10 protein-coding genes and 2 pseudogenes are annotated in these 13011 nt (G+C 38.4%); 6 read left to right on the forward strand and 6 right to left on the reverse strand.

Annotated elements, in window-relative coordinates; translation table 11 throughout:
* The 3 genes and pseudogenes from FJR38_RS14175 to hppD all read left to right on the forward strand — a co-directional run.
* On the forward strand, positions 1-345 hold a 345-nt coding region (locus FJR38_RS14175; RefSeq protein ID WP_168537772.1), incomplete at its 5' end, for a transposase.
* Positions 346-605: 260 nt separating this feature from the next.
* Positions 606-1313: an SDR family oxidoreductase gene (locus tag FJR38_RS14180; protein WP_168538240.1), complete on the forward strand. Its 708-nt coding sequence runs from the start codon at positions 606-608 to the stop codon at positions 1311-1313.
* Between the two features lie 191 nt (positions 1314-1504).
* Positions 1505-2550, forward strand: a pseudogene (gene hppD, locus FJR38_RS14185) (4-hydroxyphenylpyruvate dioxygenase).
* Positions 2551-2592: 42 nt separating this feature from the next.
* Here hppD and FJR38_RS14190 read toward each other — a convergent pair.
* The gene (locus tag FJR38_RS14190) at positions 2593-3072 is read right to left on the reverse strand and encodes an SH3 domain-containing protein (RefSeq protein ID WP_168500145.1); all 480 of its coding nucleotides are present in this window, start codon (positions 3070-3072) and stop codon (positions 2593-2595) included.
* A 188-nt stretch (positions 3073-3260) separates the two neighbouring features.
* Between FJR38_RS14190 and FJR38_RS14195 the strand changes: the two genes are divergently transcribed.
* Positions 3261-4820: a Na+/H+ antiporter gene (locus FJR38_RS14195; RefSeq protein ID WP_168537774.1), complete on the forward strand. Its 1560-nt coding sequence runs from the start codon at positions 3261-3263 to the stop codon at positions 4818-4820.
* 150 nt (positions 4821-4970) lie between these two features.
* On the opposite strand, the gene FJR38_RS14205 is transcribed toward FJR38_RS14195, so the two are convergent.
* The 4 genes from FJR38_RS14205 to FJR38_RS14215 form a co-directional block, all read right to left on the reverse strand.
* The gene (locus FJR38_RS14205; protein ID WP_168537776.1) at positions 4971-6503 is read right to left on the reverse strand and encodes a YifB family Mg chelatase-like AAA ATPase; all 1533 of its coding nucleotides are present in this window, start codon (positions 6501-6503) and stop codon (positions 4971-4973) included.
* 91 nt (positions 6504-6594) lie between these two features.
* Positions 6595-7440: an adenylate/guanylate cyclase domain-containing protein gene (locus FJR38_RS29345; protein WP_371418214.1), complete on the reverse strand. Its 846-nt coding sequence runs from the start codon at positions 7438-7440 to the stop codon at positions 6595-6597.
* Positions 7400-8818, reverse strand: a complete 1419-nt coding sequence (locus tag FJR38_RS29350) for a CHASE2 domain-containing protein (protein ID WP_371418215.1) — start codon at positions 8816-8818, stop codon at positions 7400-7402. Before FJR38_RS29350 ends, FJR38_RS29345 begins: the two co-directional genes overlap by 41 nt.
* A gap of 1 nt (position 8819) precedes the next feature.
* A complete protein-coding gene (locus FJR38_RS14215; protein ID WP_168537778.1) occupies positions 8820-9569 on the reverse strand; it encodes a DUF928 domain-containing protein in 750 nt (249 codons plus the stop codon).
* Positions 9570-10170: 601 nt separating this feature from the next.
* On the opposite strand from FJR38_RS14215, the gene FJR38_RS14220 reads away from it, so the two are divergent.
* Positions 10171-10488 (forward strand): hypothetical protein, encoded by a 318-nt coding sequence (locus tag FJR38_RS14220; RefSeq protein ID WP_168500155.1) that lies wholly within the window; start codon positions 10171-10173, stop codon positions 10486-10488.
* 77 nt (positions 10489-10565) lie between these two features.
* Positions 10566-12275: a succinate dehydrogenase/fumarate reductase flavoprotein subunit gene (locus FJR38_RS14225; RefSeq protein ID WP_168537780.1), complete on the forward strand. Its 1710-nt coding sequence runs from the start codon at positions 10566-10568 to the stop codon at positions 12273-12275.
* 266 nt (positions 12276-12541) lie between these two features.
* Here FJR38_RS14225 and FJR38_RS14230 read toward each other — a convergent pair.
* Positions 12542-13011 (reverse strand): annotated as a pseudogene (locus tag FJR38_RS14230) (IS1634 family transposase); the annotation flags it as partial.

Genomic DNA, 13011 nt, shown 5'->3' on the forward strand with positions numbered 1-13011 from the left:
GCTGCAACAGGATACTATCCAGAATCAGTGCATGTAGATCAAATTTATCGCACCAAGGATAATAGAAAATGGTGCAAAGACAGAGGGATTAGAATTAGTGGACCACCACTGGGAAGACCACCAACAAATGTCAGCAAAGAAACCAAAAAGCAGGCACAATTAGACGAGAGAGATCGTAATTGTATTGAAGGTAAATTTGGAGAAGGCAAAAGAAGATATAGTCTTGATCGAATGATGACTAAACTTTCTAATACTTCAGAAACAGCCATTGCCATAACTTTTTTAGTCATGAATCTTTCCGCATTACTGCGGCGGATTATTATGACTTTTTTTGTATCTATTTGAGGAAATACTATGTTTTTCCTATTTTTAGATTTGGATGATTAGAAAATATTATATTTACTCAAATTACTTCATACAATGAATTATGTTTTCACTTACAAGCATTGTTAATTGATTCTTGGTCTGGCTTCAATACGACTTTTTCAGCAAGCCCTAATTAGAAAAAAATTGTGCGCTCAAGCGATCGCTCAAAGATGTATGACACCCACGATACTGAGATAGACTATCATAAATATAGTTTGTAAAGAGATGTAAATACTGTGATGCTACAAGATAAAGTTATTGTCATTGTTGGTGCTACTGGTGGTATTGGTGCAACTTTAACTCGTCAACTAGCACCCACAGGTGCGAGGTTGGTACTCGCAGCTAGAGACGGTGAAAGTTTAGCCGCATTAGCAAATGAGCTACCAGGAGATGTATTGACAGTTCCCACAGATATTACTCAACCCCAACAGGTGGAAGTATTAATCCAAACGACAATAGCTCAGTTTGGACAAATTGATGTCTTGGTAAATGCAGCCGGAGCAGGTATTCTCAAAGCCTACAACAACATCGAACCAGCAGATTTAGAAAAAATGGTGGATCTGAACTTAAAAGGCTGCTTTTATACGACTCAAGCCGCAGCTAAAGAGATGCAAAAACGTAAATCAGGTCATATTTGTAATGTTGTCGGTATTCTGGGTAAACATTCAATGCCCATGGCCGCTGCTTATTCTGCGTCTAAATTTGGTGTGGTTGGTTTTAGTAAATGTATTGCAGAAGAACTGAAACGCTTTGGTGTGAAAATCACACTTTTTTACTTTGGGGGGATAGATTCCCCATTTTGGGATCAGGTAAATTTAAAAGTAGATCGCCAAAAAATGCTTAGTTGTGAAACTGCTGCCAATGCTATTTTTTATGCTTTATCTGCTGAACCTCAAGCCATACCAATGGAGATTAATATTCAACCTGAAAGTCATTTATTTTTTTAGGATGTAATTAGATAATACTGTAAGTTGCTAGTTAGAGAATTCGTTCGCGGAGCGTGGCGTTAGCCATAGCACAGGATTTAAGGATGTCCAGTATGAAAACTGGAATTTTATCACCAATTACCAACCCTTCGGCTACGCTCAGGGCAAGTTACCAATCACCAATTACCTCACTAGATTGTCAATAAATTATGCTGCAAATTGATCACGTTCACTTCTATGTCGAAGATGCCCAAAGGTGGCGAGATTGGTTTGTAAATTGTCTTGGGTTTCAAGTAGTAAATGATGGTATTTTTCATCATCAAAAATCCTTGCATACTTGTACGGAAATAGTAAAAAGTGGATCTGTCTACTTTTTACTTTCTTCTGCGATTTTAGACATTAGCCCAGTGGCTGAATTTTTGCGTCAATATCCTCCTGGTGTAGCTGATGTAGCTTTTGCCGTTGAGGATGTGGAAGCATTAACAGCCAAGGCTATCAGCAATGGTGCTACAGTTCTCGAACCTGTTCAAGATGCTGTATTGTATAAGTATGCCAAAATTGCTGCTTGGGGTGGCTTTAATCATACATTAATTACCAGAAAAAAGGTAAAAAAGCAGAGGGAGAAAAGATTATCCACGCTCCTATTATGGCGATTGATCATTTAGTTCTGAATGTAGAAGTTGGTGAATTGGAAAATGCTATTAATTGGTATCAAAAAATTTTTGATTTCCAAGCTCAACAAAGTTTTAACATTAAAACTGATCGTTCAGGTTTGCATAGTCAGGTGATGATTTCGCCCCATGGTAATATCCAATTACCAATTAATGAACCAGCTTCACCTAATTCACAAATTCAGGAATTTTTAGATGTGAATAGAGGTGCAGGGATTCAGCATATTGCTTTGCGGACACTGGATCTTGTTAATGCGATCGCTCATTTTCGGGCTGCTGGTTTATCCTTTCTTTCTGTTCCTGAAAATTACTATTCCCAGCTACAAAAAAGATATAAATTTTCCCTTTCCCCCCAAGAATTACAAGCGATCGCTCACCAAGAAATACTAGTAGACTGGCATGAAGATGCTCCCCAAGGACAACTATTATTACAAATCTTCAGCCAGCCAATTTTTCCACAACCAACTTTTTTCTTTGAGTTTATTGAACGCCGTTTTCTAGCTCAAGGTTTCGGTGAAGGTAACTTTCAGGCATTATTTCAAGCTATGGAAAGCGAACAAATTAAACGCGGTTTCGTCATTAATTAGTAAATTGCTAATGGAGGGAATACACAGACAAATTTTCCCAATTCACTCAGAACGCTTAATGTTACCTGCTTTAACCCATCCTTCTTGATTAGTATCAGGAATGCGAATCTTTTGCCATTTTTTATCTGCACTTTCCTCTAAAATTATCACTTCTTTATTCCCAGCAACCCCACCTGTACTTTGAGAATTTGCATCTGGTTCTGAGCGAATACTTAGCCCTTGCGGCCAAGTAACCGTTCCTTGGTAAGCACCTGGTGGTAATGAATCAGACGATTCTGTGGGTGTAGGGGTAGGTTTAGGCTTAGGGCTAGATTTGGGAGTAGCTTTTCCACCTGCTAGAGGTTTTACACTAGCTTTAGGTTTGGGAGTATTACTAGAGGGATTATCATTAGCAAACATCGGTTTGGGAGGGGCTACAGCGGTGCGATTGACAAAATAGAGAGCAACTGTCAAGCCAGTACCCAGTAAAACTGCGATCGCCAAAACAAAACCGAGTATAAATTTAAGTAAGTTCGTAAACATAGATATAACCTCAACACCATTGGCATATAATTAGTAATCCATAGTAATTGGTAATTGGTAATTGAGAAATTGGCAAGAGGCAATATGTTAAATATCCTAATCTTGATTTTATATCATGTCCGTTAAATCACTCATAATATAAATAATGAGTGCATTAACTATATCTAGTTACTCAATTGAATACCATTATGGCATTAGAGTGGGCAATGGAAGAAATCGTAATCGAAGAACAACTCAAGCAATTTCTACTTGTACTTTCTGTATCTCTGGGTGTAGCGACACTACCTCAAGTTTTTAGTTGGTTTCGCCGCATTCCTTACACCCTACTCCTGGTAATCGTGGGATTAGGGTTAGCATTTGTCAATGTGCGACTAGTGAATCTCTCCCCAGAATTGATTTTGATGATTTTCTTGCCACCACTGCTGTTTGAAGCTGCTTGGAACTTGAAATGGTCAGATTTAAAGCAAGATTTAGTCCCGATTTGTTTGTATGCAGTGATTGGGGTAGTCATTTCTATTGCTGGAGTGGCACTAGGTCTGAATCAATTTGCTGGACTAGAACTAAGTATTGCTCTATTAGTAGGAGCTAGTCTATCAGCAACTGATCCAGTGTCTGTAACGGCTTTGTTTCGGGAACTAGGCGCAAGCAAACGTCTGACAACATTGATGGAAGGGGAAAGCTTATTTAATGATGGTATGGCGGTTGTGGCTTTTGGCTTATTAGTAGCCTTGCCATTAGGTACTACCACACTAGACGTACAATCGGCTTTATTAGAATTTTTTCAGGTAGTAGGTATTGGTATCGGCATTGGTGGACTAATTGGGTTTGGGATCTCCTATCTGACACAACGTTTTGACTTACCACTAGTAGAACAGTCTCTCACCCTAGTTTCTGCCTACAGCACTTACCTTATTACAGAACATTTAGGTGGTTCTGGAGTAATTGGAGTTGTCACCACAGCTTTAATTTTAGGCAACTTTGGCTCACGGATTGGCATGAATCCACGGACACGGATCATCGTTTCCGAATTTTGGGAATTTTTAGCTTTCTTTGTCAATTCAATTGTGTTTTTGTTAATTGGTGATCAAATCCGTTTTGATGTCTTAGGAAATAATCTCAAAACTATTGCCATCACTATCGCTGCCTTGATTTTGGCACGTGCAGTATCCATTTATGGCTTAAGTAGTCTTAGCAACTGGTTAGCTAAGTCCAACATTTCTTTACCTGAACAAACTGTGCTGTCGTGGGGAGGTTTGCGGGGATCTGTCTCTATTGCCCTGGTTTTGAGTGTACCAGCGACATTACCCCACAGAGAGGAAATGATTGCCACAGTATTTGGAGTGGTTTTATTTACACTCTTAGTACAAGGTTTAACTACTCAACCATTATTAGAAAGACTCCAACTTTTAGGTTCGCAACCGCTACGTCAAGAATATATGGAAGCAATTACCCGTCAAGTTGCTCTCCAAAGGGCGCTGGAATATTTAGAAACAGTGCAGAAGCGTCCCGGAATTCAGCCGGAGTTTTATGACTATCAAAAACAACTTCTTGCCGGAGAAATTGCCCGTTGGCAAGAAAAAATAGACAAATTACTGGATGAATACCCAAATTTACAAGAATTTACCACCCAAGAACTAAGAGGGGAACTATTGGCAATTGAAGCCGATACCTATGCTGAGTTTGTCCGCATCGGTAGGTTAAATAAAGAACTTTTACCTTTTTTGCAAATAACACCGATTGATAATTGATAATTGATAATTGACAATTATCAACTCTTAAATAACCCAGATTCAAGATTATTCTTCCTCCTTCTTACCTGTCACCAATCACCAATCACCAATCACCAATCACCAATTACCAATCACCAATTACCTTCTCCTAACCCTCTTTAATTTCTGCTATTGCATTCTATCAATTGTCCGATATTGAATCGCTTCCGCTACGTGCTGGGGTTTGAGATATTCATCTCCTGCTAAATCTGCAATAGTTCTTGCTACTTTGAGAATGCGATCGCTTGCTCTTGCAGATAACCCTAATTTCCTAATTGCAGCTTCTAATAAATTGCGACTAGCATCATCTAAATTACACCATTTCTGAAGATGACGACTTTGCATTTGGGCATTACATTGCAGATTTTCTTGTTCCTGAAACCGAATTGTAGCCTGTTCTCTGGCTTTTTGGACTCGTCCCGCTACAGATTTTGATGATTCTCCCGTTGGTTGTTGCAGAATTTCTTCTGGTTTCAACCGATTTACTGCCACCTGCAAATCAATTCTATCCATTAATGGACCAGACAACTTTGCCCAATATTGTTCTCGTTGTCGAGGGGAACAAGTGCATCCTTGAATTGTATCGCCATAATAACCGCAAGGACAGGGATTTGTGCTGGCTACTAATGTAAATTGTGCTGGAAAAGTTACCGATTGTTTAGTTCGAGAAATCGTTACATAACCATCTTCTAAAGGTTGACGCAGAAACTCTAAAACATCTCTTTTAAATTCTGTTAATTCATCGAGAAAAAGCACACCTCTGTGGGATAATGAAATTTCGCCAGGACGGGGAAAAGTGCCACCACCAACCAAAGATGGACCCGATGCGGAATGGTGAGGACTGCGAAAAGGGCGATCGCGCACTAAAGAACCACGATTTTTCAACAATCCAGCCACAGAATGAATCCGTGTTACTTCCAAAGATTCCGAAAAACTTAGAGGTGGTAAAATCCCCGATAAACGTCTTGCTAACATCGTTTTTCCGCTGCCTGGTGGTCCCACAAAAATCAAATTATGTCCCCCCGCAGCCGCAATTTCTAAAGCTCTTCGTGCATGAGCTTGTCCTTTGACATCTTGCAAATCTGCTAAATTTAAAAATGTTTCCTGAGTAGTTTCAATTGTTGGATTTAACTGGACAGGTTTGTAATTTCTGGGATTATTTAATAAATCCACCACATCAGCAACATGATTACAACCATAAACCGCCAAACCTTCAACAACAGCCGCTTCTTGGGCATTATCAACAGGAACAACTAAACCAGAAATTCCCATTTTTTGTGCAGTTGCAGCAATAGGTAAAACACCAGCTACAGGACGCAAACTACCATCTAAAGAAACTTCACCTAAAAATAAAAAATCTCCCAACAAATCGGCGTTAACTTGTTCAGAAGCTGCTAAAATTCCTACACTTATTGGTAAATCAAAAGCCGGTCCTTCCTTTCTTAAATCTGCGGGAGTTAGGTTAATAACAATTTTCCGCATGGGAAAAGCAAAACCCGCATTTTTTAAAGTTGCTTTCACCCGTTCTTTAGATTCTTGAATAGCCGAATCTGGTAAACCCAAAATCACAATTCCTGGTAAACCTCCAGAAACATCAACTTCCACCCCAACTTTAACCGCGTCAATCCCAACAATAGATGCACTCCAGACTCTAGCCAGCATTTTTTATATATGAATAAACTTTAGTAATATCAAAGCAGATTTGTAGGTGCATTAACATGAGTGAAATCACAGAGATAATTAGATCAATACCTCATGAATTCATGTTGATTTCCCGGATTTTATTCAATCGGGCGATCGCTTTTTGGGGAAGAGTTGTAAATCGAAGCAAAAAATAATTTTCGTCAACAGTAGATTTTTTAACTACTTTTGCATATATATCTGGCTCTTCATCACATAAAGCCGTATCTGTCAATAATTTGATTTTAATATTACTTAATCTTTCTAAGGAATGTTTAGAACTCAGTTGTGCGCCATGTTCAGAAAGTCCTACCAATGTACCAGCAAACAATTCTCCATCTACGTGCTTCCCTTGTAATATCATATATTCAATTAATAATTCCTCACTCAAACTGACCATACTTTCTTCTTCCGTCGGCAAAAATAGCTGATATTCCCCACCAATACCACCAACTTCATATAAATTTACAGGGTATTTTATCCCTTTAGCTTCTACTTCCAATTCACTATCAATTCGCAAATCAATATCAGCATCATGATAAGTATGCTCAGAAATAAAAATCTGCCCTCCCACTGTATATGACTCAATTCGCGCTGCTAAATTAACATGACCACCAATAACAGTATATTCTGCACGTTTTTGAGAACCAATATTACCTGCAACTACATCACCAGTATTAATACCAATACCCATTTCCAGGATTGGCAAATTCATGGCTTGATTTGTACTATTTACTTGCTTCATTGCTAACTGCATCGCCACCGCACAAGCGATCGCTCGCTGGGAATCATTTTCACGACTAATTGGCGCACCAAACATCACCAAAATGCCATCACCCATAAAATCATTAATTGTCCCCTTATATTGATGAATAATATCAGTCATAGCCTCTAAATACAAATTGAGAATTTTGACCACTTCTTCGGGGGGAAAATTCTTCAGAAATTGAGGAAAACCCTCTTAAATCAGACACTAAAACTGTGACTTTTCTCCTCTCTCCTCCCAATTTCAAAGCAGCCGGATTTTCTAATAAATTATTAACTACTTCATCTGTTAAATAACGTCCAAAAGTCTTTTGCATACTGGTTGCATTACTAGCCACATACTGGGTAATAACCATTGCCGATCCAGCTAATGCTAAAAGTGGTGGAATTACAGGAATCCACCAACCAAATATAAATAATAGAAAACAACCACTAACTAAACTACCACCTGCCAAAATAATACCAATTACCAAGAGGCGATAACTATAGCGTAATTGCCAACTGACAATAGCACCAATAGTTGACCAACTAAATATCCAGATATATTCCCATGGGTCATCCCAAGTCTGAATTAATGGACGACCATCTAGGGCGGCACTTAAAATTTGACTAGTTAAATTTGCGTGAATTGTTACACCCGGCATTCGTTGTGGAGTAGCGAATACCTTATTAGTATAAGGTGTGTAAAATAGGTCTTTTAAACTTCCGGCACTAGACCCAATTAACACCACTTTTTCCCGCATAAAATCTGGAGGAATCCGATTTTCTAAAACGGTTGTTAAAGAAATAGTAGGAAACTTTTCTATACCTCCTCGGTAATTTAAAAGAACTTGATAGCTTCCTTCTCGCGTTCTTATATAACTACCATCATTTGCTGTAAATCGAGGAAAAACACCCTTCCCTAATTGTAAATAATCTGGATTAGTTTTTGCAGCTTCTTCTGTAATTCCCTCTGGCTGTAAATATAACAATGCCAATTTTAGAGATAAGCTTTCTAAAACATCACCATTTTCTAAAAATAAGTAAAGTAATCCTCTCCGGACTTTACCATCATCATCGAGAATTAAATCGTTTCCTCCTGCTTGTTGCTTTTTTTCAAGTATAGATGGTGGTTTAATGGGTGAATTATCCTCATTCTTAAAAACTTTTTGGATACCAATCAAATTAGGAGTAGATGAAAATACTTTTATTAAAGATTCATGTCCAGGATCAACCTTTAAGTTTCGATAAATATCTAAACCAATAGCTCTAGGTTTTTGCTGTTTAATTTTCTCTAATAAATTGGCCAATACGGCATCAGAAATAGGCCATTGTCCTTGTTTTTCAATGTCTTTTTCATCAATTGCCACAATAACGACGCGACTATCAACTGGCTCTTTGGGACGGAGGAGAAAAAATTGATCTAAAGCTGTTAATTCAACTAATTGAAGTAAGCCTGTCAACCTGATCAGGGTGACAATAACTGTAGCATTAGAAATAGCAATTAATACTCCCCGCCATTGCCAGAGTTTGCTGATCAATTTTTCTTGCATATTATCTATTATTAACCGAGCAGGAATTGATTAATTTCTTAGATATCATTTCATTCAATCCCGCTGATTCTAAAAATTGTCTCCACTTCATCCTCACTAATAAGTTATTTGGTTCAATGCAGCGTTGTTTAGCGATCGCATTGAGTCCTTCATTCCAAATTCCTGCTTCTCCATAAATAGCCGCTAGATTTCGGGAATTAGACCTTTCCAGATTTTTCAATAAAGAAGAATCAGCTTCGATTCGTTCTACCCAGGAACTGACACGAGGATTGGCGCTAAAGTCCTCATTATTACAAATCATGCTGATAGACCATTGATAAGTTTGATTAATTTTGAGGGGAGGTGCATTTTCAGGCAGAGTAAAACTAATAATTCCCGATTCTTTGGGCATAGGCAATTTACCTTCATATAAATTTTCAGTTTCACCAACAGCAAAAATATTAAATTCGAGGGTTTTAGCTGTGGAATCAGGTACATACAAGAAGAAAGTAGGACGCTCAGATACAGTTGTCCCAACTATATTTGCTGGAGTTAAAGGTTTTAGTGATTCTGGCTTTTTCAGGCAGGATCTTCCTCTAGTAGCTCCTCCATCTGTAACTGGGTTCGGTTTATTATCTACTCGTGGCTTAAATTTCTGACTGATTTGTAAAGGTTTGAGATTGGAGAATGACTGAGCTTGGACTAAACCTATTTGAGAAAATAAAGTTACAGAAAATGCTAAGGAAAATAGAGATCTTTGAATCAATTTCATGGTCAAATATCCTTTTAATTTAGTTATTCAATCTGGCAATTATGAACAAGTAATGAGTATGTGAAAATCAATCGCTGTCAAAACCCTATTCCTATTGATCACCTCATCGGCATGATAGGATTAAAGAGAACATTTAGGGAATACACAGCATGAATAACAATTTACGCAGTAAAATCTAGTTTTGTTGATATTTTCCCATGAGGTACTCAAAGTAGTATCTTGTTAAGGGGTTACATAAATGCTTTTACTAGTAAAAAATATGTAAAATAAAACACATATTAACACATTTACAGTGAGTTGTGGATGAGGTCATAGCTATGTATAACCAGAAGACGAATCGCTTGTTAACCGTGTTCCCATTTTAACTCGAAGACGGGAATAAATGCTCATTTAAACAGTAAATATACATAAGCATACTTAAATTTTCAATCCGGGACTAACTATGGTTTGCTAATAGCATCGCGTGGTGGAGAGAGGGAACGGGTCGCCCAGACATAATGTGAAGTAATATTACAAAGCTTGGAAAAATATTGAGAAATTGTTCTCCTGGCAAACATAGCTCTAAGGTAGAAGCTATAGAAAAGAATTGAGACTAATTAAAATGAACAAAGATAATATTCAAAACTATCGGTTTGCTTGCACTTTAACTTTCGGTGATATCTACGGCCAAATTATCGTTTGGTTAATCACGATTACTATTAGCTTGGCATCAGCTTTAGCCTTAATGGGTGCAAAGCGACCAGTATACGCTTTGGCTACAGTAGGTCTTGTAGTTCTATTATCTCTACCTTTTCTACTTTTTGCGTTTGTGACGACTTTATTAAATAATATTGAACTCAATGCTGTAGAACCGGAGACCCAAAGTCAACCAGCAAAAAGCAATATGTCCCGACAAACTCCCATACAAGCAATTAATTAAAGGGAATTTTCCCAAATTACAATTTTCTTATTACCCTGTCCTGTAGACAGGGAATTTTTTTATCTCGGTGATTGATAATGCTAGAACATGATGTAATTATTGTTGGCGGCGGTTTAGCGGGATGTCGGGCGGCGGTGGAAATTGCCCGTACCGATCCTAGTTTAAAGGTAGCGGTAGTTGCCAAAACTCACCCGATACGGTCTCATTCGGTAGCTGCTCAAGGTGGTATGGCGGCATCTTTAAAAAATGTTGATGATACGGATACTTGGGAAGCCCACGCTTTTGATACTGTCAAGGGTTCTGATTATTTAGCGGATCAAGATGCTGTAGCGATTTTAACCCAAGAAGCACCGGATGTAGTCATTGATTTAGAACATCTGGGAGTGTTATTTTCTCGTTTACCAGATGGTCGCATTGCTCAACGAGCTTTTGGTGGCCATTCTCACAACCGCACCTGTTACGCGGCTGATAAAACCGGTCATGCGATTTTACATGAGTTGGTCAGTAATTTACGCCGTTATGGTGTGCAAATTTACGAAGAATGGTATGTAATGCGCCTGATTTTAGAGGATGGTCAGGCTAAGGGTGTGGTGATGTTTCATCTCTTGGATGGGCAGATTGAGGTGTTACGAGCCAAGGCTGTGATGTTTGCCACGGGAGGCTATGGTCGCGTTTATAACACGACTTCTAATGATTATGCTTCCACTGGTGACGGTTTGGCGATGACGGCTTTGGCTGGTTTACCTTTGGAAGATATGGAATTTGTGCAATTTCATCCTACGGGGTTGTATCCTGTGGGCGTGCTGATTTCTGAGGCTGTGCGCGGAGAAGGGGCATATTTAATTAATTCCACAGGCGATCGCTTTATGGCCAATTACGCCCCCAGTCGTATGGAATTAGCCCCCCGTGATATTACCTCAAGAGCGATCGCTTATGAAATCCGGGCTGGTCGCGGTGTGAATACTGATGGTAGTCCAGGCGGTCCTTTTGTTTATCTGGATTTGCGCCACCTGGGTAAGGAAAAAATCATGAGTCGTGTTCCCTTCTGTTGGGAAGAAGCCCATCGTTTAGTCGGTGTAGATGCTGTCACTCAACCTATGCCTGTCCGTCCCACTATTCATTACTGTATGGGTGGTATTCCTGTTAACACTGATGGACAAGTTCGTAATAGTGAAGATGGCTTTGTCGAAGGCTTTTTTGCCGCTGGGGAAAGTGCTTGCGTCTCTGTCCACGGAGCTAATCGTCTCGGTAGTAATTCTCTATTGGAATGTGTAGTTTATGGCAAACGGACTGGGGCAGCGATCGCTAATTATGTCCAAAATCGCCAATTACCATCAATAGATGAAACACGGTATATCAAGGAAGCTCAACAACAAATTCAAGTTCTGATAGAACAACCAGGAAAATACCGCATTAATCAAATTCGTCAAGCTTTCCAAGATAATATGACTGAATATTGCGGCGTTTTCCGTACCGCCGAATTAATGGGTCAGGGATTGGATAAAATTGCCGAATTACAACAGCAATATTCACAAATATATTTAGATGACAAAGGTACTAGCTGGAATACAGAATTAGTCGAAGCCTTAGAACTGCAAAGTTTAATGGTAGTAGGACAAACCATTTTGGCTTCAGCCCTGAATCGCCAAGAAAGTCGCGGCGCACATTTCCGAGAGGACTTTTCTCAAAGGGATGATATCAACTTTCTGCAACACACAATGGCTTATTATTCACCCACAGGAATTGATATTCAACCCACATTCCGCAGATGTAACTCAGATTATTGATATTTTTGAAAAATCCCAGCCAGGAAAATTTTATTTACCTAATTTTTCTGGTTGAGTTTAACTTTATCTACCAAAAAATAGAGAATATTACCGAAATTAATTTCGCTAGGTTTTAAAATAGATTCTCTCTCTCAATTAAAATAGTCATTTCGGCTTAAATAAACATGACAATTACAGCAAAAAATATTTTCACTCTTTGCTAAAAATTTCTATTTACTAATTTTATCGATCACTATCTACATCTTTTTTGGTCTAATAAACTCTCATCAAATAATTAGATAATATTTACTACAACTCCTTCCTAAATACCTGACAATCTTTTCACGTTCCTCCGTTAAATTGCTCATTTGTTTTTGTCCATTTATGATTACCAAATGTACAGCCTGAAACATCTGAAATACCCACCTCATTGTCGGTTTATTTGTGATTTTATTGACTTGATTTCTAATCCCATCATCAAATTTAGCTAATTCTTGCCTTAATTTTCTTTGTGCAAGATTATAGACTAACAAGCACAATCCCATTATCATTGCTATTGATTCTACTCTTTCAGGAGTTTTTACAAATACGCTTGATGTAAAAAACAACGGGTCTTTTAAAAATCTAAATCCTCTCTCGTTAGATTGTTGGGCTTTATATTCCTCTAATACTTGCTCATCACTCAATTCATTTTTATCTAAGATATTCGTTGCTAATATAAATCTCCCGCTTTAATTTTTTCAGCTTCTATCACCTC

The sequence above is a fragment of the Anabaena sp. UHCC 0253 genome, from assembly GCF_009712085.1.
Classification (GTDB): domain Bacteria; phylum Cyanobacteriota; class Cyanobacteriia; order Cyanobacteriales; family Nostocaceae; genus Dolichospermum.